Origin of the sequence: Bacillus licheniformis DSM 13 = ATCC 14580, assembly GCF_000011645.1 — a bacterium.
GTDB lineage: Bacteria > Bacillota > Bacilli > Bacillales > Bacillaceae > Bacillus > Bacillus licheniformis.
Window position 1 is genome coordinate 3,487,798 of the sequence record NC_006270.3, and the last position, 22,658, is coordinate 3,510,455.

A 22,658-nucleotide genomic window follows, 5' to 3' on the forward strand; every position below is an offset into this window, starting at 1 on the left:
TAATGCTTATTTTTGAATTAATGACGATCCTGTCATTTCTTTCGGTTTTTCAACACCCAGCAAGTCTAAAAGAGTTGGCGCCAGATCCCCGAGGATTCCGCCTTCTCTTAATGTCACGCCTTCTTTTGTGACGATGACAGGAACCGGGTTTGTCGTATGTGCGGTGTGCGGCTTGCCTTCTTCGGTAATCAGCACGTCTGCGTTACCGTGGTCGGCCGTAATAATCGCGTAGCCGCCTTTTGCAAGAATCGCATCAACGACTTCGCCGAGGCACTCGTCAACCGCTTCGATTGCTTTGACCGTCGGCTCGACTTTTCCTGAATGTCCAACCATGTCAGGGTTGGCAAAGTTGAGGATGATCGCGTTATGCTTTTCAGCCTCAATTTCTTTGACAAGCGCATCTTTTACTTCATATGCGCTCATTTCAGGTTTCAAGTCATATGTTGCGACTTTAGGCGAGTCGATTAAGATTCGCTCTTCGCCCGGGAACTTTTCTTCGCGTCCGCCGCTCATAAAGAATGTGACGTGCGGATATTTTTCAGTTTCAGCGATGCGAAGCTGCTTCAGCCCGTTTTGGGATAAAACTTCGCCGACTGTGTTGTCGAGATTGACCGGTTTGAATGCCACGTATCCGTCAACCGTTTCACTGAAATGTGTCAAGCAAACGAAATGAAGGTTTTTCGGATGCTTGTCTCCGCGGTCGAAGTCGCGGAAGTCGTCATTGGTGAACGTGTTGGAAATCTGGATCGCACGGTCGGGTCTGAAGTTGTAGAAAATGACCGCATCGTTGTCCTTGATTGTCGCAACAGGTTCGCCGTTTTCTTTCGTAATGACGGAAGGAATCACGAATTCATCGTAAATTCCGTTTTCATAAGAATCTTTCACGACATCGAGCGGATTTTGATATTTCGGTCCCTCTCCGTATGCCATGGCGCGGTACGCTTTTTCGACGCGGTCCCAGCGCTTGTCTCGGTCCATTGAATAGTAGCGGCCTGACAATGTTGCGATCTCGCCGACGCCGATTTCTTCGATTTGATCCTGAAGCTCTTTGATGTACTTCTCAGCTGTTTGCGGGCCTACATCGCGGCCGTCAAGGAAGCCGTGAATATAGACGTTTTCAACGCCTTCTTTTTTGGCAAGTTTCAAGAGTGCATATAAATGGTGAATGTGGCTGTGCACTCCGCCGTCAGACAGCAGTCCGAACAAGTGGAGGTTTGTGCCTTTTTCTTTCACGTGCTTCATCGCTGCAAGGAATGTTTCGTTCTGTTCGAATTCTCCCTCGCGAATCGCAACGTTCACGCGCGTCAGACTTTGGTAAACGATCCGGCCTGCGCCGATATTCAGATGGCCGACTTCCGAGTTGCCCATCTGGCCGTCTGGAAGACCTACCGCTTCTCCTGAAGCTGTCAGCGTCTGGTGCGGATACTTGTTCCAATAGCGGTCAAAGTTCGGTTTTTTCGCTTGGGCTACGGCGTTTCCGACGGTTTCGTCCCTTAGTCCAAACCCATCTAAAATGATGAGCGCGGCTAACTTGTTACTCATATTGACCTGCCTCCAATAATTGCACGAAAGACTGCGGCTCAAGGCTTGCTCCGCCAACAAGAGCGCCGTCGATATCGGATTCGGCCATATATTCTTTAATGTTCGCAGGTTTTACGCTTCCGCCGTACTGAATGCGGACGCTGTCTGCTGCAGTTTGTCCGAACTCTGATGCCACGGTTTTGCGGATGTGCGCGCATACTTCGTTTGCATCTTGTGCAGTTGAAGACTTGCCGGTTCCAATCGCCCAGATCGGCTCATAAGCGATCACGGAAGCAGCTACCTGTTCAGTTGTTAAACCTGCAAGTGCTTTTTTCACTTGGTCTGCAACAAGCTCGTTTGTTTTGTTTGCTTCGCGCTCTTCAAGCGTTTCACCTACGCAGATGATCGGAACGATGCCGTATTTAAATGCAGCATGCGCTTTTTTGTTGACCGTTTCATCCGTTTCAGCAAACATTTCGCGGCGCTCGGAGTGGCCGATGACGCAGTATTCAACTCCAAGGTCTTTCAAAGCCGCAGGGCTGATTTCACCCGTGAAAGCTCCGCTTTCTTCAAAATGCATGTTTTGCGCGCCGACTTTCAGATCTGTGCCTTTTACAGCTGATGTGAGCTTTTCAAGGAACAGTGCAGGCGCACAGACAACAGCTTCTGCTTTATCTGCTGCGGGAATGGAAGATTTCACTTCTTCAACGAAGCTGACAGCTTCTGAAAGCACTTTATTCATCTTCCAGTTACCGGCTATAATTGGTTTTCTCATGTGCTCCACTCCTTATGCTGTATATTTTGCTTACTTGTCGTTCAATGCTTTGACGCCAGGAAGTTCTTTTCCTTCCATAAACTCAAGGGAAGCTCCGCCGCCTGTTGAAATGTGGCTCATTTTGTCAGCCAAGCCGAACTTTTCTACAGCAGCTGCAGAGTCTCCGCCGCCGATGACAGAGTATGTATCATTTGCCTCTGCTAATGCTTCAGCGACAGCTCTTGTTCCTTTAGCGAACGCGTCGATTTCGAATACGCCCATCGGTCCGTTCCAAACGACAAGCTTGCTGTTTTTGATGACGTCGGCATATGTTTTTCTTGTTTCCTCGCCGATGTCAAGCGCTTCCCAGTCGCTAGGGATTTCGCTTACCGGCACGATTTTCGTGTTGGCGTCGTTTGAGAAATCGTCAGCAACAAGCACGTCTGTAGGCATGTAGAAGTTCACGCCTTTTTCTTTGGCGCGGTCCATGAAAGATTTAGCCAATTCAATTTTATCTTCTTCCAGCAGGGATTTTCCCACTTCATGGCCGAGCGCTTTGACGAACGTGTAAGCAAGACCGCCGCCGATGATCAGGTTGTCTACTTTCTCAAGAAGACTTTCAATCACGCCGATTTTGTCTTTTACTTTTGCGCCGCCGATGATCGCTGTAAACGGACGTTCAGGGTTTGACAGCGCTTTGCCCAGCACTTCAAGCTCTTTTTCCATGAGGAAGCCTGCAACAGCCGGAAGGTGTTCAGCGATGCCTGCTGTTGAAGCATGGGCGCGGTGAGCCGCTCCGAATGCATCATTGACATAAACGTCAGCCAGGTCGGCAAACGCTTTAGAAAGCTCAGGATCATTCTTTTCTTCTCCCGGATAGAAGCGGACATTTTCCAATACGAGAATATCTCCGTCTTTCATTTCGGAAATTTGCGCTTTGACGGCGTCGCCGTAAGCTTCATCCGCTTTTTTCACTTCTTTGCCGATCAGTTCGCCGAGGCGTGCGGCTACCGGCGTTAAGCGAAGCTCTTCTGACACCTGGCCTTTCGGACGGCCCAAGTGGCTTGCAAGAAGAACTTTCGCTCCCTGCTCTGTTAAGTATTGAATCGTCGGAAGTGCGGCGCGGATTCTCGTATCATCCGTCACTTTTCCGTCCTTCATCGGAACGTTAAAGTCAACACGGCAGAAAACAACGCGGCCTTTTACATCAATGTCTTTTACTGATTTTTTGTTCATGGCTTTTAGGAGATCCTCCTTTTAATGTTTTACAAGCCTGAAAACGGAAATCCCCGGGCGGCTTAAAGGCGCCGATATGGAAAAAGGGAAAGGGAGTGTGTGTCCCCTTCCCTTGTCCGCTTTCATTATAGCGCTTCTCTCATCAAGAACCAAGTCTGATTCTGGTTTCCGGATTAAAGACCTTGTTTTGCGATGTAAGCGGCAAGGTCAACAACACGGTGAGAATATCCGCTTTCGTTGTCATACCAAGAAATAACTTTAACCATGCTGCCTTCCATAACCATTGTAGAAAGAGCATCGATTGTAGAAGAGTTTGTATTGCCGTTGTAGTCTTTAGATACAAGCGGCTCTTCGCTGTAGCCAAGAACGCCTTGAAGTTCGCCTTCTGCTGCTTCTTTAAGCGCTGCGTTTACTTCTTCTGCTGTTACTTCTTTGTCAAGTTCAGCAACCAGGTCAACAAGTGATACGTTTGGTGTTGGAACACGCATTGCTCCGCCGTTCAGTTTTCCTTTCAGTTCAGGAAGTACAAGGGAAACGGCTTTCGCAGCACCAGTTGTTGTAGGAATGATGCTCTCAGCTGCCGCACGCGCACGACGGTAGTCTTTGTGCGGAAGATCCAGGATTTGCTGATCGTTTGTGTAAGAGTGAACAGTTGTCATCATACCGCGTTTGATGCCGAATTTGTCGTTCAGAACTTTTGCAAACGGCGCAAGGCAGTTTGTTGTGCAAGATGCGTTAGAGATAACATGGTGGTTAGCCGCATCGTATTTATCTTCGTTAACACCCATAACGATTGTAATATCTTCTTCACTCGCAGGAGCTGAGATGATAACTTTTTTCGCGCCGGCTTCCAAATGTTTCGCCGCATCTGCGCGTTTTGTGAAGAAACCAGTTGATTCAACAACGATTTCAACACCTTGCTCTCCCCAGCTTAGTTTAGAAGGATCGCGCTCTGCTGTAACTTGGATTGTTTGACCGTTAACAACAAGGTTGCTTCCGTCAACAGAAACCTCTGCGTCCAATTTTCCATGTACTGAATCATATTGTAATAGGTGAGCAAGCATGTTAGCGTCTGTCAAATCGTTAACTGCCACAACCTCAACTTCAGGATTATTTAATGCTGCGCGGAATACATTGCGTCCAATACGACCAAAACCATTAATACCGACTTTTACTGCCATGATGATTTCCTCCTTTAAGTAAATAAGAGATATTTAATTTATATTGAGGGAAGAAGCTTCCCTTAATAACTGTTTTGCGGCTCCTTCATCAGTGATCAAAACCGTATTGCGCGGCTTTTTGAAGTATGCCTCTATGGCGTCAGCTTTTGACGAGCCTCCCGCCACCGCAATGATGTTCGGGATCGAATCGAGATCCTCAAGCTGGATGCCTACGCTGTGCACTTTGTGAATGACTTCCCCGTGGCGGTCGAAATAGTAGCCGAACGCTTCTGCAACTGCCTCATTTTCTTCTATTTTCTTCAAATCTTCCTTTGGCGTATTTCTTCGTTCTGCCATTGTTTTAGCATCCCCGATTCCATGAATCACCATACTGGATGATTGAATCGTCTGAAGCACTTCTTTAATAGAAGGTTCCTCAATGATAGAAGAATATGCTTCTTTGCTCAGCTGCCCCGGCACAAATAACAGTTTGTATGTACCGGAAGCTTTCTCGGCCATATGGGCGCAAATCGTATTGGCCTGATTCCTGACGTTTTCGCCCAGTCCGCCTCTTGCCGGAACAAAAAGCAGCTTGCGGTTTTTCGAGTCAGGCGTCATCATTTCTGCCACGGCCTCAAGTGTCGTACCTCCGGTTACGGCGACGATATTTTCCCCCGTAAACCTATTTTTCATGCATGCGACGGCCGCTCTCCCCATCTCTTTTTTGACCCATGGGGACTGGTCGCTGTCTCCCGATACAATGATGACTTCGTCGAGGTTCAACCTCTCTTTTAATGTATTTTCCAAATGAGTTAAACCTAAAACGTCCTTCATCGTATCTTCGAGAACTTTCAGCAGGTCGGATCCTTCAGGTGTCAATATCATGCCGGTTGTTTTAATCTCTAGTAGATTTTGTTCTTTTAAAAACTGAACCTCCGCCCTTAAAATCCGCTCGCTGATGCCGAGGCTGGCAGCAAGGCTTCTTCTGCCGATCGGTTCAGTCAGCCTTATGTACTGCAAAATTTTGTACCTTTTCTGCATGACATCGAGAAGATCCGGCAATAATTTTTTCTGAGCCTGTATTAGTTGATTCATGCCAAAACGTTCCTTTCATCTCATCCTGGACGAATAATGTCCCGCAGTGACTGAAAACGTCCCACCTCAGCCAAAAAAAATTACTCCTGCTTACATTCCTTATTGTAACAGGGTTAAAATGTTTATTCAACTGTTAAGAAACAATTCATCGACAACATTCGCGCGAACGTTCACACTTCTGTTTTAATTATTGTTCCTGATAATTTCTATATTATACATATTTCATAAAAACGTGCCTCAATGAAAATTAGCCCTTTTATTTCATGCAAAGCTGTTCGATTTCTTCCAGGCATTTTTCTAGATTATATTGTAGCTATTTCAAAAATAAATATATTGCTAAAATACGTACTTACCAGCAAAAAAGCAACGGGCGGTTTTTCCGTTCCGTTGCTTTTTTGCGTTTATCCGTTTTTCCATACATCTGCAATGATTTCGAACGAGCGAAGTCTGTCAGCATGGTCAAATGTTTCTGAATTGATCATGATCTCGTTCGCCTGAGTCGTCCGGATGAACTCTTCAAGCTTTTCTTTCACACTGTCCGGCCCGCCGATGATCGTTGAGCTGAGCTGCTCGTTCACCATCGCTTTTTCGCGCGGCGTCCAAATCTGTTCCATATCATCTACAGGCGGCTTAAGCTGTGTCGGAGCGCCGCGGACAAGATCCAAAAACTTCTGATAGTGCGACGTTGCCAGGCGCTGCGCTTTCGCATCCGTATCGGCTGCGATAACGGTAACCCCGACCATCGCATAAGGCTCCTTCAAGACGCCGGGCTTAAACGAACTCCGATACAGTTCCAAGGCAGGCAGCGTATTGGCGGGCGAAAAATGAGCCGCAAATGCAAACGGCAAACCGAGCTCCCCGGCAAGCCGGGCGCTGAATCCGCTTGAACCGAGAAGCCAAATCGGCACATCAAGCCCTTCTCCCGGTATGGCGCGCACATGATTTCTTACATTGCCCGACGGCTTAAAATATTGCCGCAGTTCTTCAAGCTGCTCGGGAAAATCCTCCCCGCTGCTTATGTTTCTTCTTAATGCGCGCGCTGTTAATTGATCAGTGCCCGGAGCGCGTCCAAGTCCTAAATCGATTCTGCCGGGATAAAGGGATTCAAGCGTTCCGAACTGTTCGGCGATGACGAGCGGGGAATGGTTCGGCAGCATAATCCCTCCCGAGCCGATGCGCATTTTCTTAGTACCTCCGGCGATATAGCCGATCAAAACAGAGGTGGCCGAGCTTGCAACACCTTCGATATTATGGTGCTCAGCCAGCCAGAACCTGTGGTACCCCCATTTTTCGGCATGCTGCGCCAAATCCATAGATTGTTTAAAAGATTGTTCCGCATTTCCGCCTTGTACGATAGGAGACAGATTTAATACGGAATACTTCGTATTTTTGAAATGCTGTTCTGACATTGTCTTTCCTTCTTCCTGAAGTGTAGTGGTCATGTAATTAGACGATAACATAATCGTCCCGGTGAATAAAAGAAATTAGTTCGAAAAAAATCGAACTAATGTATAAAAAGCTTGCCTCCGCTGGGAGGCAAGCCCTTTTTTAAGAAGCGGCCGTTTGGCCGGCTGTCTGGTTTCTTCCTTTAAAGAAATAAGCAGCGCTAATGAGCAAATAGATCCCCGCCGTCACCAATGTAATGACAATCGACGTGGTCAGGATGACACCGATCAGTATGGCTGTCAGCGAAATGATTGCCACCCAAGTCGTATAAGGGAACCATTTGACATAGTAGCCGTTTCCAGCTGTTTGATTCCGTTTCCTCGATTTTAAATGGGCGGCGGCAATCAGCATCCAGATCACAAGGACGGTATAGCCGAGAGACCCCATCAAATATTCAAACGTTTGGCTGCCGGCAAATAGTGAAAACAATACGCCCAAGTATAAGAACGAAGTGCATAATAGAATCGAATAAACCGGCACCTTTCTCGCAGAAAGCCTCGAAAAGATTTTCGGCATTCTTCCGTCTGACGCCTGTGTATACAAAATACGGGAGGCGCCGTAAAGCCCTGAGTTCATAGAAGAAATGACCGCCAGTAAAATGACCGCATTCATCAAATGATCCGCTCCGGGAACGCCGATCATCTTAAAGACCATGACAAAGGGACTCTCCGACACCCCGTTCACTTGATTCCATGGAATCAAGCTGACGATCACGAAAAACGGCAGAAGATAAAAAGCAATAATGCGCGTTAACGTTCCCCGCACGGCTTTAGGCACAACCTTCTCAGGATTTTTGGTTTCCGCCAGGGTCACCCCGATAATTTCCGTTCCGCCGTAGGAATAGATCACGACAAGCATGGCTGTAATCAGCCCTCCGGCGCCATTCGGGAAGAAGCCGCCATGGTCTGTCAAATGAGTAAAGCCGACAGCCGAATGTTGTCCAAAAGAGAAAAATAACAAGATAAATCCGGATATAATAAAGACGACAATCACTGTGATTTTAATGAGAGCAAGCCAGTATTCCGTCTCGGCAAAGCTTTTGACAGAAAGCAAATTCACGCTCGTAATGACGAGTGAAACGAACAGCGCCAGCACCCAAATCGGCAGCCCCGGCAGCCAGTACTGCAAAAACATCGCGGCGACAACAGCCTCAGCCGCAATATTGAGAACCCACATTTTCCAGTATATCCAGTCCAAAAAATAAGCGGCATACGGCCCTAATATCGATTGAACCAGATCCCTGAATGTTCTGGCTTCGCTGTTTCGGACAGCCATCTCGGCCAGCCCCTGCATAATAAACAGCAAAATCACGCCGCCGATCAAGTAGGGGATCATGACCGAAGGCCCCGCCAAATCGATCGCTTTGCTGCTTCCTTTAAATAATCCTGCCCCAATCGCTCCGCCCAATGCCATCATCATAATATGCCGCGATGTCATCGTGCGCTCGAGCTTCTGCATGTCTTTCTCCATCTATGTTCACTTCCTCTATTAAAATAAAAAAGCTCACCGTCTCCCTCTTCAATTTGAAGATAAAGAGACGATGAGCTTTGAAGCTTACCGCGGTACCACTCTTTTTGATCCTATACCAAGAATCCAGCTTTGCGAAGCACAGCCATGCTGTGCAAACCTGTTAACGAAGGTTAATCGTAAAGTCCTCAGGAATTGATGTCCGTCCTTTAGCCAGTCCACTCCCGGGCGAGTTCAAAGGTTCATTGGTCTGCGTCTCACCTACCCGCAGCTCTCTTTGCCAATGCCGATCTTTTACTGCTCCCGTTCATTGTGTTTTCTTCTGCCTGAAATATATTCATATAATATACGTGCCGATCTTCACTTTGTCAACATCAAATCCGATGCCAAAAAATAAAAATTAAAATTTTTCTCTTTTTTCAAGGAAGATCGCCTTTTCTATTGGAAAATGCAAGGGCAGATATGCACAACTTTCATAATGATAGAGCATGAACCAAAAAAGGAAAATGTAAAAATCGGCAGATATCCCCCGAAAAAAATAGTTAAATTGAAATATTATTCAAACTTTACAAAATATTTTAACGATGATAGAGTGTGAACCGAATCATAACATCAGCTAAAGGAGGAAGAGAACATGAAAAAACTCTTGTTTATGGTGATCTTGTCCGTATTGACGCTCGTCTTTGGTTCATCGTCCGTAAGCTTTGCGAAGGACATTCCTGAAGACAGGTATACAACACCTACAGATGCTGAATTTAGCCAGATTAAAGAGATTTTAAACGAGGCTGATGTCGAAACCGGCAATTTGCAGAAGGATTACGGTGTGATCGTCAATGATCCTGCTGAAAAGGTCGGCGTCATATCGGACATTCCTGCCGAAAAAGATGACTGGAGCCATGTCAGCTTCCATTCTTACTATGTCGACCTCAACAGCGGCACACTCATTGCTGATGTTCAATTTGAATTCACGCAAAACGATGACGGTACATCAGAAACCGAGTACAAAAACGTAACAAACGGAGGCAGGTACTTCGTCAAAATGGATCAAGACGGAAATGTCATTGATGAAGCAACAACCGGCGACATGTCGATTTTGTGGAAATACTAGAAACCGAGCCGCCCCTTATGGAAAACGCCTTTATTCAAAGGCGTTTTTTTTGGTCGTATATTTAATGGATCTATCCGGTGGCGCCATACGGGTCAGCAAGATTAAAGACATGAGGCCCGAACAATGCCGAACTCATGCCTGTCAAAATCTTTCTGGAATATTAGCCCACCATAGTGTCAAGACACAACGCGTTCCTCCGAGCTGTCGATAAAGATGTCTTCAAGCGACGGTTCATCGACGTGGATTCTGTAGATTCCCACCTTGCAGTTCGTTAATACTCTGACGATGGCAGGAATTTTTTCTTCTGAATTGACGATGATCGAAATCTCATGGTGCTTAAATTGAACGTTTTCACCAGCTGACTCAAGAAATCGGTCGATCAGGCCGAAATGCTGCTCGGGAATATTCGAATGGCGGATGTGAACGCTTATGTTCGACATGAAATGCCTTCTTAACTCATCGAGCGTGCCTTCCATTAAAATGCGGCCGTTTTTCATGATCGCGATTCGTGTACAGATTTTCTCGATTTCATGCAGGTTGTGTGACGTCATAAATACCGTCTTACCTTCTTTTTGCAAATCCATAATCAGCTTTTGAATGTGGAGTGCCGATTCGGCATCAACACCTGATGTCGGTTCATCCAAAAAGATGAGCTCGGGATCATGGATGATCGCTTGGGCGATGCCGAGCTTTTTTTTCATACCGAATGAATACGCGCCCGCTTTTTTTTCAGTATGCTCAGTGAACCCTACCCTCTCTAAGACTTCTTCGCAACGCTCAGTCGATACGGTCCGTCCGTTCAGCTTTGCAAAATACTTCAAATGCCCGACCGCTGTCATTGAATCATAGAGGGTCAAATAATCGGGTAAAACGCCGATGCGGTGCTTGACGCTTTCAATCGAAGCTTCATTTAACAGCAGAAAACTGCCGGCTGTCGGCTGGATAATGCCTGTGATCATATTCATAAACGTAGATTTCCCCGCACCGTTGCGGCCGAGGAATCCGTAAATCTCTCCTTTTTCAACTTGAAGGTCGACATGGTTGACGACGGTTTTGGCGCCGTAGCTTTTCATCAGCCCTTTTGCCTCGATCACCACATTCATTATAAATCTCTCCTTTTAAACAAAACGATCGCACCGCAAAGAACGATGGCGGCGTAGACAAAGTTGATGAAAATAAAAGAACCGCCCAGTACGGAGTAATAGTACGGCGTTATATATTTAAACCAGGTGATCATGCCGTTCTCTGAATAAACAGCCCATAAACTGACCGCTGGAAAAACGAGAGCAAACACGATTCCGAAAAACATTGACACGGCGGGCCTTGAAATCACGATCGAAAATAAAAGGTTCAAAGAGATCGCAGCTGTAAGAAAAGCCATGCTGTCTGCATAACTCAGCCATAAAAACTCTTTTGAGGCGATCATCACCAAGGCATAAGAAACGAGCATGCAGAAAAACCAAAACAGCCAGACGCCAAGAAACTTTCCCAGAATGATCTTGATCCGCGACGTTTTCGTCACGAGAAATCTGACCGTCCGGGTATGGACTTCGCGGTTGATCATGTCATGGGAAAGCCCCGCGATAAACAGGAAACCGAGAGCAAACACGATAACGGCCGTTCCGATCGCGCCTGCATCGCTTCCTAAATCCAATTCCCGCACGACATCCGCAGGCGCCTGTTCAATCAATCCCGCAGTCTTATAGCTCACCCAAAACATAATAATAATGACAATAATCGACTTGATGCTTTTAAAAAGACTGATAAATTCGTTCAGACACACTGCCCGCATATGAGTCACTCCTTCACTATTCTCCATTATAGTGAGTGAACATTATCGGGAAATAATCTTATCCTTAACATTACCTTAAATTTTAATAGACTCTTTCTATCAGGGGTGCTTCTGTGGATTATAAATGAGATAAAAAATCTCGCAAGCGGCTTGGACCTGCGGCAGAAATGTGTATGCAGAGCCGGCGATCCGATAAAAATACCATTTTAATATACTATTTATAATCGGCAAAAAAAGCAGAACGATGCGTTCAATCTGTATGCGCCGGAATTGTCATATCGCATAATAAAAAAGATTAGCTCAGTATGAAGCTAATCTTTTTGCTATCGATAATTACCGGTCCTCCACGACTATATATGCCGCCTTTACGGGGCCGTGGACGCCGACTACAAGGTCCATTTCGATATCGGCTGAATTGCTCGGTCCAGTGACATAGTTGATGCAGGACGGGATGACGTCGCCGTCTGCAATCTTTTGTTTGATGATTGCGCTTGCTTGTGTCATCCGCGGGACGATGGTGCTTTTCGGGACGATCGCGATATATGTCGTCGGCAGCAAGCTGACGGAACGTCCTTTGTCTTTTGAGCTGAAGAGGACGACCGTTCCGGATTCAGCAAGCGTGATCTCGCTGAATGTCACGCCGATGTTAGCCTGTTCGGCTCGCTGGATGTTCTCATCTCCGGCCGCTGCATCCCATTCCCACACTTTCGTCCCTTCATTCGGCCACTTGTCCGTTAACAGGCCTGACAGTCCGTACTCTTTAAAACGGTCATCTTTCGGGATCATGACAGGCCCGCCTCCAAATCGCGCTGCTTGTTCATACAAGGCATCATGCAAGCCGATGACATCTGTTTCAATCAGCTCCGTGTGAATTTTCCGGCAGTGGTCCTTTAAGACGCCGACAAGCTCATCCTGTGTATAGCCTTGATATACCCTGTGCTGCGGCTGGTGGATATAATCGGGAACGGTGACGCCTGCAGAACGCCTGTTGCGGCCGAGCCTTTCAGCAATCCGGTTTAAAAAGCCGTCTTTGTTGTGGATTGTTCCGTTTGTCATTTGTCTTCCCCCTTCTCTTTCCGTCTGTCCTCAAACCAGTCGCGGAACCTTGACTTGTTCGGCGCGGGGAAGTCGCGTATCTGGGTCCACTGTTTTAACGGACCCGGTCCCTTCGTAATCTTGCCGTCTTCTTTAAACGGCTTCATGGCTGCCGGCGCCCATTTGGAGCCCATTTTGTAAAGGGATGGCGCAGAAGTTCCCAAGCCGAACGCTTTCATCGCCAGCTTTTCGGATATCGGCGCGCGCCCTTCTTTTTCAACGATGCGCTGCCTGTGCTTTAGAAGCAGCTCATGAAGCGGGATTTTCACCGGACATGCTTCAGAGCAAGCCGCACATAACGAAGATGCGTACGGCAGTTCTTTATAATCGTCATATCCGCCGAGCAGCGGCGACAATACAGCCCCGATCGGACCTGAATAGATCGAACCGTAAGAATGCCCGCCGACATGACGGTAAACGGGGCAGACATTGATGCAGGCCGCACAGCGGATGCATTGAAGGACGGACTGAAACTCCGTTCCGAGAATGTTGGAACGCCCGTTGTCAACGATGACGAGGTGAAACTCCTCCGGGCCGTCCGCTTCACCGGGCAGCCTCGGCCCTGTCAGCGCCGTGATATAGCTCGTCAGCCGCTGTCCGACCGCGCTTCTTGTGAGCATGCCGACGAGAACTTCAAACTCGTCGAATGATGGGACGATCCGCTCCATCCCCATCACGGTAATCTGCGTCTTCGGAATAGTCGTGACGAGACGTCCGTTTCCCTCGTTTGTGACAAGGCTGACAGATCCCGTATCGGCAATTGCAAAATTGCAGCCCGTAATGCCGATATCAGCTTCGAGAAATTTCTTTCTAAGCACGGCGCGCGCGTGCATGACAAGCTCTTCCGGCTTTTCGGTGTTGCGGTAGCCGATCCGCTCTTTGAAGACGTCGCGGATTTGCTCTTTGTTTTTATGCAAAGCAGGTGCGACGATATGTGACGGCGGATCATGATCATCGATTTGGAGGATGTATTCGCCCAAATCGGTTTCGACCACTTCGCAGCCGTCGCTTTCAAGTGCCTCGTTCATGTTGATTTCTTCGGTCACCATTGATTTTGATTTGACGATTTTTTTGCCGTTTTTCTTTTTCACGACATCGCGGATGTAGCCTGTCGCTTCTTCAGCCGTCTGCGCAAAGAAAACGTGCCCGCCTTTTTTGGCGACATTTTCGGCAAGCTGTTCTAGATAGTAATCCAGATTTTCCAGCACGTGCTGCCTGATTTCTTCGGCCAGAGACCGCCATTCTTCCCAGTTCCCGAGCTCTTTTGCCGCCTCAAGACGGCGCGCTCTCAAGCGCTCCTGCGCGCTTGAAACGGCCCCCCTCATAAACTCGTTGTCGAGCCCGTCTGACACGCGCTCTTTAAATTTCTGCGTTCCGATCTTCATTGCCATAACGAATGTCCCCCTCTATCTGTGAAATGACCGGATTGTCTGTTTATCTGCTGTTCAGCACTTCTGCGATATGCATGACTTCAATCGGCTTGTTCTTTCTCCCGATCCGCCCGCCGATATTCATCAAGCAGCCGCAGTCCGCCCCGATTAACACGTCGGCGGCTGTTTCTTCGACACACGCCACTTTCTCATCGACCATCTGTTCGGATATTTGCGACATCTTCACCGAGAAAGTGCCCCCGAATCCGCAGCAGTCGTGTTTGCGCGGCAGCGGCGTGAACTCCAGTCCCTTCACATGCCGAAGCAGCTTCATCGGCGCGTCCGTGACTCCCAAAAGCCTTGTCATATGGCATGACGTATGATAAGTCGCCTTTTTCTCGAGTGTCGCCCCGACGTCCTCAATCTTCAATACGTTGACGATAAAATCGGTCAGCTCATACGTTTTGTCAGCCAGCCGCTGCGCTTTTTCCGCCCAGGCCGGTTCATCCCGGAAAAGGTGCGGGTACTCTTTGAACATAAAAGCGCACGATCCTGAAGGGCTGACGACGTATTCAGCTGATTCAAACGTCTCAATCATCCGTCTCATCGCTTTTTTGGAATCTTTGACATAGCCGCTGTTGTACGCAGGCTGGCCGCAGCAGATCTGCCCTTCGGGAAAATCCACTTCACATCCGAGCCGCTCCAGCAGTTCAACAGTCGCTTTTCCGACATTTGACTGAAACATGTCAACCAAACACGTGATAAACAGTGATACTTTCATCTTGATCCCCTCTCCAACCCGATTAATCAGGTCATCTGATGACTTGGTTAGAAAACCCTCTTTCTCCATCTTACACCTTGGCAAAATTTTTTGAAAGGGGTTTCTTTTTCGTTTTCACTCAGGCCGTGCAGCTGACTGCTGCTTAAATAGCCGGCTCGTCGGCTTGTTTCGTTTCTTCAAAATATGAGGCCAGCACATTTTCCACATTTGTCAGATGATTGTGCATCGCTTGCTCCGCTTTTTGGCCGTCTTTTTCCTTCACAGCCTGATAGATGGCTTCGTGTTCCTCATAAAGGCGCTTAACAGTTGTATTCTTCGAGAACAGCCAAATTTTGCGCGTCTCCCTCATCGTCTCAATTAAGAGAGATGACACATGATTCATCAAGCCTTTCAGCAGATCGTTCTGCGAAGCGCCGGCAAGCGCAAGGTGAAACGCGAGGTCGGCTTTTTCGCCAAGTTCGCCGTTCCCGTCCGCCAGCTTCATATCCTCAAGTGCTTCCTGCATGCGTCCGAGATCATCCTCCGTGCGTTTTTGAGCCGCACTGGAAACTGCCCCGATTTCAAGTATTTTACGGACTTCGAGCAGTTCAGCGACATCTTTCTTTTTCATCAAAAGTGCAGCCGAAAGGGGGATGGAAATTTGCTCAGGCTCAAACCTTTTCACATACGTCCCTTCCCCCTGCTTCATTTCGACCATCCCCATCGCTTTTAACGCGGACAGCGCTTCCCTTACGGCCGAACGGCTGACCTGAAAGCTGTCGGCGAGCGCTTGGACGGAGTCAAGCTTGTCGCCGGGCTCAAGCTCTCCGCTTTTAATCGATTCAAGAAGCGCTTCCGCGACTTCTTCATATATTTTTTTCGTCTTGATTTGTTTGTATTTCAACTTTTTTCACCTCGTAACCAGACTGGGCATGATGCGCTATTTTTTATTATACCGTTCTTTCCGTCTGGAACATATAGACTTCGGCTCCATGCAAAAAAAGATTGTAATTTATGACATTGAGAAATATAATGCTAAATGATCAGTCTTATCATCATGTCATCAGATGACTAGATGAGGCTTTTTTGACGAACAAAGGGGGAATTGGAGATGGGATGGACGCAAGATTATACTCCGCTGGGGAACAGTTTGCTGCTCTCTTCGCTTGCAGCGCTTATACCGATTTTGTATTTTTTCTGGGCTCTGGCAATCAAAAGAATGAAAGGGCATACAGCAGGCTTGACGACTTTGCTGATCGCACTCGTGCTGGCCGTTTTCGTATACGGCATGCCCGCTCAGCAGGCTGTGATGTCGGCTTCGCAAGGCGCGGTTTACGGGCTGCTGCCGATCGGCTGGATTATCGTGACTTCAGTTTTTTTGTACAAGCTTACGGTGAAAACCGGCCAATTTGAAATCATCAGGAGTTCGGTATTGTCGATCACAGATGACCGCCGTTTGCAAGCACTTTTGATAGCGTTTTCATTCGGGGCATTTTTGGAAGGTGCGGCAGGCTTCGGCGCCCCTGTCGCGATATCGGCTGCATTGCTTGTCGGCCTCGGCTTTAATCCGTTGTATGCGGCGGGCATATGCCTGATCGCCAACACGGCGCCTGTCGCTTTCGGAGCGATCGGCATCCCGATTATCGCGGTTGAAGGGCCGACTGGGATTCCTGCGATGGACATTTCAAAAATGGTCGGACGCCAGCTGCCGTTTTTATCTGTATTTATTCCGTTTTATTTGATCATCATCATGAGCGGTTTCAAAAGGGCTTTGGAAGTGCTGCCGGCCATTCTCGTGTCGGGCGTCTCTTTTGCCGTTACACAGTATGTAAGCTCAAACTTCCTGGGGCCTGAGCTCCCGGATATTTTGTCAGCTATCGTATCGCTTATCGCTCTCGCTGTATTCTTAAAATTTTGGAAACCGAAAACGACATTCAGATTCTCACAAGAAAAGGAAATGGCCGCTGCAGCGGAGGCGCAGCAGCTTGAACATCAAAAGGCCTCATACTCGGCGGGGCAGATTTTCAAGGCATGGACACCGTTTTTGCTGCTCACGGCAATGGTCTCCATCTGGGGAATTCCATCTGTCAAACAGGCCTTGACGGGCCATTATGAAGGTTCAAATCCATTGCTGCTGTTCATAAATGATATCGGCGGCAGGCTGACGTTTGCACCCGGCGTGCCTTTTTTGCACAATCAAATTCTCGATGGTTCCGGAAAACCGCTTGAGGCTCTTTACAAACTTGATCTCGCTGGATCGGCAGGTACGGCGATCCTGATTGCCGCCGTACTGACAAAGTTTGTCACAGGCATGCCTTGGAAAGAATGGGGCGCCGTATTTACAGATTCGCTGAAGGAACTCGGCAAGCCGATATTAACGATCGCTTCCGTCGTCGGTTTTGCCTATGTCACCAATTCTTCGGGCATGAGCACAACACTGGGCATGTCCCTTGCGATGACCGGTTCAATGTTCGCATTCTTTTCTCCCGTTCTCGGCTGGCTCGGTGTGTTTATAACCGGTTCAGATACGTCGGCCAATTTGCTGTTCGGAAGCCTGCAAAAAATGACGGCACAGTCAGTCGGAATGGAGCCGGTGCTGTCTGTGGCGGCCAACTCTTCAGGCGGCGTCACAGGAAAAATGATCTCTCCGCAGTCGATTGCGGTCGCCTGCGCAGCCGTCGGACTGGCAGGAAAGGAATCCGACTTGCTTCGCTTTACACTGAAACACAGTCTGTTTCTTCTTTTCCTCGTTTGCATGATCACTTTCCTGCAGCATCATCTGTTTTCGTGGATGATCCCGTAAAAAAGCCGCCGGCGCTCGTGCCGGACGGCTTCTTTATTGATATCTCTTTCTTACAGACGAAGGCAGTATATTGAGCTGATCACGGTATTTGGCGACGGTCCGCCTCGATATGACAACGCCGTGCTTTTCGTTTAAAAGGTCGGCCAGTTTCTGATCTGAAAGCGGTTTCATTTTATCTTCTTCATCGATCAGCCGGCGCAGATGCGCTTTGACTGTGTGACTTGACGCATGCCCGTCAGCGGCGTCCTTTACCTTCGCCGAAAAAAACCGTTTAAGCTCGCAAAGCTCAAAAGGCGTCTGCACGATTTTCCCTTTGACTGCGCGGCTTACCGTTGATTCGTGAACGCCGAGGGCATCAGCGATCTCTTTTAATGTGAGCGGCTTCAGTTCGTCTTTCCCTTTTAAAAAATAATCTTTTTGCCGCACCATGATTTCCGCCATCACCCTCCGCATCGTTTCCCGTCTTTGCCTGAGGGCATTGTCGAGCCATTTCCACTGCTTGAACTTATCAGAGATATAAGCGGTCGCCTCGTCTTTTGACTGACGCTCTAAAAACGGCTCGTAAAACGCGTTAAGCTGGATGTCGGGAAAAGAACGGCTGCTGAGCTCAAGCACCAATTTTCCATCCTCTGCTGAAATGATTAAATCAGGCTCGACATAGACTTCGCCATCATCTGTGCCATATATCAATCCGGGACGCGGCGACAGTTCTGCGACAAGGTCTTGAATGTCCTGAAGCTCTGAAAGCGAAAGCCCCGCTCTCTCTGACAGCTCTTTCCATCCCTTTTTGGCAAACAGGTCAAAGTATGAGGAAATGACTTTTTCCGCTTTTGCCGTCTCCTTGGGCAGACGCTTTAATTGGATCAGGATGCATTCCTGTAGCGACCGCGCCCCGATGCCTGCCGGATCAAGAGTCTGCAGCTTGCCCAAGACTTCTTCAGCTTCTTCTCTGGTGACAGCCAGCTCGGAAGCGATAAAGGCGATGTCTTCTGTCACATATCCGTTTGGATCAAGTGATTCGACCAAATAGCTGAAAACCCGCTTTTCGCGGCTTGACAGCTGGAGATCGAGCGCCTGCCGTTTCAAAGCGCTTTTAACATCTTCACGGGAATGGGCCGTCTCAGAGCGGCTTATTCCTTCATTTTGCAAATGACGATTCGTTTTATGGTAAAATGATCGGGGAATATCGGAGTCTTTTCGTTCGATCAGGGGGTTTTCCAATGAGAGTTCATCAATCCGGCTGTTCAGCTCGGCCGACGAATACTGAAGCATATGAATGGCTTGGGCAAGCCCTTGCGTCAAGTGAAGTTTTGCCGTTTGCTGCTGCTGTACATGCAAGTTCATCATATCTCCCCTCCCACTATTAGTTTACACGATCGGTTCCGAACCGTATAGACTTAAAAAAGGAGTGTTACCATTGACAGAGCTTTTCTCCGTGCCCTATTTCATAGAAAATTTTAAAACCCATATTGAAATGCATCCAAATGAGGATAAAATCCACGCGATGAACAGCTACTACCGTTCAGTCGTTTCAACGCTTGTGCAAGACCAGCTGACAAAAAACGCCGTCGTTTTAAAACGGATTCAGCATTTGGATGAAGCCTACAACAAAGTAAAGCGTGAAGAAGCATAGCAAAAAAACCGCCTGTCATACGTGAACAGGCGGTTTTTCTGCTTCTGTCTGATGGTTTTGAATCAGTTTCGTATTCGGGATGTCTTTCATCCATGTATTGTAGTAATTCGCGTTTTTTCCGTAGGAGTTGTCAATCACTACGTTTTCTTTTCCGAGCAGGCACGATAAGATGTGGCCGTGCAGCCTTGAAGTAACGACTGATTCATAGCGGCTGAAGAAACGGATTGATTTGTCGACGAGGCTGTCCGAAAAGCGTTTCCAATAAGAAGCGATCGGCAGCGGATTGCCCGCTTTTTTGTTGAGGACATTGATCGTCTGCAGGCGTTTGATTCCGCGTTTGTCGCCTTCTGATAAGATGACGTTCCAATCGTACGTGTCCGGCTCCCCTGCTTTCTGCAGGCTGCTGTTGGCTTCTTTGTCGGTCCTGATCAACCGCAGAACGGACTCGGACGGCTTTTCGGCAGGTGCCGCGATCGGCCAGAGCTGGTGAGCCATATCGGGCATCATTTTGATGTTTTTCACCTCTTCGAAACGCTTGACGGCAAAATCGAATGATGCCTTTTCCCGCGTGAATAAGTGCAGATCCGGGTGAGCCGCCAAAATGCCGCGCGTTTTTATTATATTTTCTTCATGCTCATAATAAATCGACTGCGGCAGAATGACGATCCGGTTGTCCGGGTAATGTTCGACCACCCGTTCTCTGAACTGCTGGAAGTGAGGGTACAAGTCGCCGAAATTGCCGCCCCCCTGACAAACAATGATGGCGTCCTTTGGAATGCGGCGGCCCGGAATGAAATTCTCCGCATTCCATCTTTCGCGCACCTTGATGCCGTATGCTTCAAAAAAAGCTTCCGTTCCTTTCATGATCAATAGATCCCCGACGTTTCCGTATAGCGGGTAGTCCAAGTAAACGACTGATGAATGCCTTGGAATGACATCCAAAATTTCTGCCAGCTTATGCTTTAAGCTGTCCATGGAATATGTAATCGCCATGTTTAGCACCTCATTTATATTTAATCCGGTCGGCAACGATTTGAATTACCCGGTCCTGCTCTTTTCGCGTCATACTTGATCCTGACGGCAGGCAGAGCCCGCGCTGAAATAAGTCGCAGCAGACAGAGCCCTGGTCATCGTGCGGATAAAAGGCCGCGCCTTTAAAAAGGGGCTGTCTGTGCAAAGGCTTCCATAACGGGCGGGCCTCAATGTTTTCATTTGCGAGCTGTTCGATGATGTCCGCCGGTGTTGTTTGAATCTTTGCTGTGTCTAACGTTAATGTCGTGAGCCAGCGGTTTGACATGCCGGCCTCAGGCATGAATTCTATACCTTCGATACCGGAAAGCGCCTCCTTATAGCGCTCGAAAACCGCCCGTCTGGCATGTACCCGGTCATCCAGAACGGCGAGCTGTGCGATGCCGATTCCGGCCAGAACATTGCTCATCCGGTAATTGTAGCCCGCTTTTTCGTGCTGATAATGAATGGCTGGCTCGCGCGCCTGAGTGGCTAAAAAGCGCGCCTTCTTCAACGCGTCTTCATCATCGCTGACCAGCATTCCTCCGCCCGATGTGGTGATGATTTTGTTACCGTTGAACGAATAAATGCCGAAGCGTCCGAAGGTCCCGCTTTTTCTGCCTTTATAAACAGAACCGAGCGATTCGGCTGCATCTTCAATGACAGGCACGGCAAATCGATCGCAAATGGCCATAATCTCGTCCATTTTCGCGCTTTGGCCGTACAAGTTGACGACGATGACGGCTTTCGGGAGATTCCTGGCCCGCTCCGCTTCGTCAAGCGCCCGTTCAAGCGCCTCGGGCGACATGTTCCATGTATCCCGTTCAGAATCAATGAAAACCGGTTCAGCCTGCTCATATATGATCGGATTGGCGCTCGCTACAAACGTAAAAGAAGAGCAGAAGACCGTATCGCCTTTGCCGACGCCGAGCAATTTCAAGGCCAGGTGGATCGCAGCTGTTCCTGAGCTGACTGCCGCGGCTCCGGACGTCCCCGCATAGGCGGCAAGCTTTTCTTCAAATGTGTCGACAAGGGGACCGAGGGGCGCGATCCAGTTTGTCCGAAACGCTTCGGCTACATAGCGCTCCTCGTCTCCGCTCATGTGCGGCGGTGATAAATAAATTCGCTTATTCTGACTCATGTTTTTCACCCTTTTTACTGCTGTTATTTGATCATTCTTGCAGGGACTCCGACTGCGGTGCAATTATCAGGAATGTCGTGAATCACGGCTGCCCCCGCTCCCGTCACGCTCCAGCGTCCGACTGTCTTTCCGGGAATGACCGCCGTTCCCGCGCCGAGATGAGCGCCTTCCATAACTGTCACGCCGCCGGTTAACACCGTTCCGGGCGAAAGATGAACGTAATCGCCGATCCGATTGTCGTGTTCGACGATCGCACCTGTGTTGACAATCGCGTGGATGCCGACGTCTGCATCCGCTTGGATGACGCTCGATGCCATAACAACGGCGCCGTTTTGAATCCGGGCCGAACCGCTGACAACAGCAGAGGGATGAATCAAAACCGCATACCGGTCAAGCGGAAGACCAATGCGTTCATACAGCTGCTGTCTGATGCTGTTTTGGCCGACAGCCAGGACGAACTTCGCGTCCGGATGAAGCCGCGCAAGTTCTTCTGCGGCAGCTGAAGGCCCTCGATACAGACCGTTCTCAACATGAAGCTCCGCATACCGGTCATCAAGAATACCGGCAAGCTCCGTATCCGGCCGCTCTTTTACAAGTTCCCGAACGACTTTCCCATGGCCGCCGGCTCCGATGATCACCACGTTTTGCATCAGGCATTCCTTCTCCCTGTAAATTTTTCTGCTGTCACATGCCGGTCCTGGCTGACGCCTTCCGACTTCAAAACCTTTACGACAGTCAACAAAAGGATTTTGAGATCAAGCAAAAAAGAACGATGATCCACATACCAGACATCGAGTTCAAATTTTTCCTCCCATGTCACTTTATTTCTCCCGTTGATCTGCGCCCAGCCCGTGATGCCCGGCTTGACTTCGTGGCGTCTCCACTGCCGCTTCGTATAAAGGGGGATATACTCCATCAAAAGCGGGCGCGGCCCGACGAGGCTGAGGTCTCCTTTGATAACGTTGATCAGCTGCGGCAATTCGTCAAGGCTCGTTTTTCTGATCAGCCGCCCCGTCTTTGTCAGCCGCTTTTCATCGCTTAGCAGATTGCCTGCTGCATCTCTTTCATCAGTCATCGTTCTGAATTTATATAATGTAAAAGGCTCGCCATTCAGCCCCGGACGGGTTTGGCGAAATAAAACAGGCGAGCCGATTTTCCATCTGATGAGACAAGCCGTCAGAATCATGGCCGGACTGAGCGCGACCAGCAAAATAACTGACAATGCAAGATCGAAAAACCGTTTCGCTAGCACGAAAAACGCACCCCTTT

General features: G+C 48.5%; 21 protein-coding genes and 1 other annotated feature. Of the genes, 3 read left to right on the forward strand and 18 right to left on the reverse strand.

The window, feature by feature from the left end:
* Positions 1–6: 6 nt before the first annotated feature.
* The 7 genes from gpmI to TRNA_RS39545 form a co-directional block, all read right to left on the reverse strand.
* Complete coding sequence (gene gpmI / locus TRNA_RS39515) at positions 7–1,542, reverse strand: 2,3-bisphosphoglycerate-independent phosphoglycerate mutase (RefSeq protein ID WP_003185462.1); 1,536 nt, start codon at positions 1,540–1,542, stop codon at positions 7–9.
* Positions 1,535–2,296 carry a triose-phosphate isomerase gene (gene tpiA / locus TRNA_RS39520; protein ID WP_003185464.1) on the reverse strand — a complete coding sequence of 254 codons (762 nt, stop codon included), beginning with the start codon at positions 2,294–2,296 and terminating at the stop codon, positions 1,535–1,537. Before tpiA ends, gpmI begins: the two co-directional genes overlap by 8 nt.
* A gap of 30 nt (positions 2,297–2,326) precedes the next feature.
* The gene (locus TRNA_RS39525) at positions 2,327–3,511 is read right to left on the reverse strand and encodes a phosphoglycerate kinase (RefSeq protein ID WP_003185465.1); all 1,185 of its coding nucleotides are present in this window, start codon (positions 3,509–3,511) and stop codon (positions 2,327–2,329) included.
* Between the two features lie 173 nt (positions 3,512–3,684).
* The gene (gene gap, locus TRNA_RS39530; RefSeq protein WP_003185466.1) at positions 3,685–4,692 is read right to left on the reverse strand and encodes a type I glyceraldehyde-3-phosphate dehydrogenase; all 1,008 of its coding nucleotides are present in this window, start codon (positions 4,690–4,692) and stop codon (positions 3,685–3,687) included.
* A 33-nt stretch (positions 4,693–4,725) separates the two neighbouring features.
* Complete coding sequence (locus tag TRNA_RS39535) at positions 4,726–5,766, reverse strand: sugar-binding transcriptional regulator (RefSeq protein WP_003185468.1); 1,041 nt, start codon at positions 5,764–5,766, stop codon at positions 4,726–4,728.
* A 401-nt stretch (positions 5,767–6,167) separates the two neighbouring features.
* Complete coding sequence (locus TRNA_RS39540) at positions 6,168–7,175, reverse strand: LLM class flavin-dependent oxidoreductase (RefSeq protein ID WP_003185470.1); 1,008 nt, start codon at positions 7,173–7,175, stop codon at positions 6,168–6,170.
* Positions 7,176–7,314: 139 nt separating this feature from the next.
* Positions 7,315–8,682, reverse strand: coding sequence for an amino acid permease (locus tag TRNA_RS39545; protein ID WP_011198332.1), 1,368 nt, complete (start codon positions 8,680–8,682; stop codon positions 7,315–7,317).
* A gap of 60 nt (positions 8,683–8,742) precedes the next feature.
* Positions 8,743–8,999: a binding site (T-box leader), on the reverse strand.
* Positions 9,000–9,313: 314 nt separating this feature from the next.
* Between TRNA_RS39545 and TRNA_RS39550 the strand changes: the two genes are divergently transcribed.
* On the forward strand, positions 9,314–9,787 hold the full coding sequence (locus tag TRNA_RS39550) for a hypothetical protein (protein WP_003185474.1): 474 nt from the start codon (positions 9,314–9,316) through the stop codon (positions 9,785–9,787).
* A 176-nt stretch (positions 9,788–9,963) separates the two neighbouring features.
* Here TRNA_RS39550 and TRNA_RS39555 read toward each other — a convergent pair whose 3' ends face one another.
* The 6 genes from TRNA_RS39555 to TRNA_RS39580 all read right to left on the reverse strand — a co-directional run bounded on the left by TRNA_RS39555 (position 9,964) and on the right by TRNA_RS39580 (position 15,708).
* Complete coding sequence (locus tag TRNA_RS39555; RefSeq protein WP_003185476.1) at positions 9,964–10,890, reverse strand: ABC transporter ATP-binding protein; 927 nt, start codon at positions 10,888–10,890, stop codon at positions 9,964–9,966.
* Positions 10,890–11,579 (reverse strand): ABC transporter permease subunit, encoded by a 690-nt coding sequence (locus tag TRNA_RS39560; RefSeq protein ID WP_003185478.1) that lies wholly within the window; start codon positions 11,577–11,579, stop codon positions 10,890–10,892. Before TRNA_RS39560 ends, TRNA_RS39555 begins: the two co-directional genes overlap by 1 nt.
* Before the next feature lie 333 nt (positions 11,580–11,912).
* Positions 11,913–12,635, reverse strand: coding sequence for a LutC/YkgG family protein (locus tag TRNA_RS39565; RefSeq protein ID WP_003185480.1), 723 nt, complete (start codon positions 12,633–12,635; stop codon positions 11,913–11,915).
* Positions 12,632–14,065 (reverse strand): LutB/LldF family L-lactate oxidation iron-sulfur protein, encoded by a 1,434-nt coding sequence (locus TRNA_RS39570; protein WP_003185481.1) that lies wholly within the window; start codon positions 14,063–14,065, stop codon positions 12,632–12,634. The genes TRNA_RS39565 and TRNA_RS39570 overlap by 4 nt, the downstream gene beginning before the upstream one ends.
* Positions 14,066–14,108: 43 nt before the next feature.
* Complete coding sequence (locus TRNA_RS39575; protein WP_011198333.1) at positions 14,109–14,825, reverse strand: (Fe-S)-binding protein; 717 nt, start codon at positions 14,823–14,825, stop codon at positions 14,109–14,111.
* Positions 14,826–14,967: 142 nt separating this feature from the next.
* A complete protein-coding gene (locus TRNA_RS39580) occupies positions 14,968–15,708 on the reverse strand; it encodes a FadR/GntR family transcriptional regulator (RefSeq protein ID WP_003185485.1) in 741 nt (246 codons plus the stop codon).
* A gap of 207 nt (positions 15,709–15,915) precedes the next feature.
* Between TRNA_RS39580 and lutP the strand changes: the two genes are divergently transcribed.
* Positions 15,916–17,607, forward strand: coding sequence for an L-lactate permease LutP (gene lutP, locus TRNA_RS39585; protein ID WP_003185487.1), 1,692 nt, complete (start codon positions 15,916–15,918; stop codon positions 17,605–17,607).
* Between the two features lie 33 nt (positions 17,608–17,640).
* Here lutP and rpoN read toward each other — a convergent pair whose 3' ends face one another.
* Complete coding sequence (rpoN, locus tag TRNA_RS39590) at positions 17,641–18,954, reverse strand: RNA polymerase factor sigma-54 (protein ID WP_003185489.1); 1,314 nt, start codon at positions 18,952–18,954, stop codon at positions 17,641–17,643.
* Positions 18,955–19,024: 70 nt separating this feature from the next.
* On the opposite strand from rpoN, the gene yvfG reads away from it, so the two are divergent.
* Positions 19,025–19,240: a protein YvfG gene (gene yvfG / locus TRNA_RS39595; protein ID WP_003185491.1), complete on the forward strand. Its 216-nt coding sequence runs from the start codon at positions 19,025–19,027 to the stop codon at positions 19,238–19,240.
* Between the two features lie 15 nt (positions 19,241–19,255).
* On the opposite strand, the gene TRNA_RS39600 is transcribed toward yvfG, so the two are convergent.
* Genes TRNA_RS39600 through TRNA_RS39615 form a run of 4 tightly spaced genes read right to left on the reverse strand, consistent with a single transcriptional unit; the run spans position 19,256 to position 22,641 of the window.
* Entirely contained in the window at positions 19,256–20,233 is a 978-nt protein-coding gene (locus tag TRNA_RS39600) for a polysaccharide pyruvyl transferase family protein (protein ID WP_003185493.1), read from the reverse strand.
* Positions 20,234–20,243: 10 nt separating this feature from the next.
* The gene (locus TRNA_RS39605) at positions 20,244–21,389 is read right to left on the reverse strand and encodes a DegT/DnrJ/EryC1/StrS family aminotransferase (protein WP_003185495.1); all 1,146 of its coding nucleotides are present in this window, start codon (positions 21,387–21,389) and stop codon (positions 20,244–20,246) included.
* A 23-nt stretch (positions 21,390–21,412) separates the two neighbouring features.
* Complete coding sequence (locus TRNA_RS39610) at positions 21,413–22,039, reverse strand: acetyltransferase (RefSeq protein WP_003185497.1); 627 nt, start codon at positions 22,037–22,039, stop codon at positions 21,413–21,415.
* Complete coding sequence (locus TRNA_RS39615) at positions 22,039–22,641, reverse strand: sugar transferase (protein WP_003185499.1); 603 nt, start codon at positions 22,639–22,641, stop codon at positions 22,039–22,041. Before TRNA_RS39615 ends, TRNA_RS39610 begins: the two co-directional genes overlap by 1 nt.
* Between the last annotated feature and the right edge of the window lie 17 nt (positions 22,642–22,658).

What these genes read in the sequence shown, in the direction of transcription:
- gpmI (WP_003185462.1), bottom strand. Translation starts at nt 1,542, where the DNA reads ATGAGTAACAAGTTAGCCGCGCTCATCATTTTAGATGGGTTTGGACTA.
- tpiA (WP_003185464.1), bottom strand. Translation starts at nt 2,296, where the DNA reads ATGAGAAAACCAATTATAGCCGGTAACTGGAAGATGAATAAAGTGCTT.
- TRNA_RS39525 (WP_003185465.1), bottom strand. Translation starts at nt 3,511, where the DNA reads ATGAACAAAAAATCAGTAAAAGACATTGATGTAAAAGGCCGCGTTGTT.
- gap (WP_003185466.1), bottom strand. Translation starts at nt 4,692, where the DNA reads ATGGCAGTAAAAGTCGGTATTAATGGTTTTGGTCGTATTGGACGCAAT.
- TRNA_RS39535 (WP_003185468.1), bottom strand. Translation starts at nt 5,766, where the DNA reads ATGAATCAACTAATACAGGCTCAGAAAAAATTATTGCCGGATCTTCTC.
- TRNA_RS39540 (WP_003185470.1), bottom strand. Translation starts at nt 7,175, where the DNA reads ATGTCAGAACAGCATTTCAAAAATACGAAGTATTCCGTATTAAATCTG.
- TRNA_RS39545 (WP_011198332.1), bottom strand. Translation starts at nt 8,682, where the DNA reads ATGGAGAAAGACATGCAGAAGCTCGAGCGCACGATGACATCGCGGCAT.
- TRNA_RS39550 (WP_003185474.1), top strand. Translation starts at nt 9,314, where the DNA reads ATGAAAAAACTCTTGTTTATGGTGATCTTGTCCGTATTGACGCTCGTC.
- TRNA_RS39555 (WP_003185476.1), bottom strand. Translation starts at nt 10,890, where the DNA reads ATGAATGTGGTGATCGAGGCAAAAGGGCTGATGAAAAGCTACGGCGCC.
- TRNA_RS39560 (WP_003185478.1), bottom strand. Translation starts at nt 11,579, where the DNA reads ATGCGGGCAGTGTGTCTGAACGAATTTATCAGTCTTTTTAAAAGCATC.
- TRNA_RS39565 (WP_003185480.1), bottom strand. Translation starts at nt 12,635, where the DNA reads ATGACAAACGGAACAATCCACAACAAAGACGGCTTTTTAAACCGGATT.
- TRNA_RS39570 (WP_003185481.1), bottom strand. Translation starts at nt 14,065, where the DNA reads ATGGCAATGAAGATCGGAACGCAGAAATTTAAAGAGCGCGTGTCAGAC.
- TRNA_RS39575 (WP_011198333.1), bottom strand. Translation starts at nt 14,825, where the DNA reads ATGAAAGTATCACTGTTTATCACGTGTTTGGTTGACATGTTTCAGTCA.
- lutP (WP_003185487.1), top strand. Translation starts at nt 15,916, where the DNA reads ATGGGATGGACGCAAGATTATACTCCGCTGGGGAACAGTTTGCTGCTC.
- rpoN (WP_003185489.1), bottom strand. Translation starts at nt 18,954, where the DNA reads ATGATGAACTTGCATGTACAGCAGCAGCAAACGGCAAAACTTCACTTG.
- TRNA_RS39600 (WP_003185493.1), bottom strand. Translation starts at nt 20,233, where the DNA reads ATGGCGATTACATATTCCATGGACAGCTTAAAGCATAAGCTGGCAGAA.
- TRNA_RS39605 (WP_003185495.1), bottom strand. Translation starts at nt 21,389, where the DNA reads ATGAGTCAGAATAAGCGAATTTATTTATCACCGCCGCACATGAGCGGA.
- TRNA_RS39610 (WP_003185497.1), bottom strand. Translation starts at nt 22,039, where the DNA reads ATGCAAAACGTGGTGATCATCGGAGCCGGCGGCCATGGGAAAGTCGTT.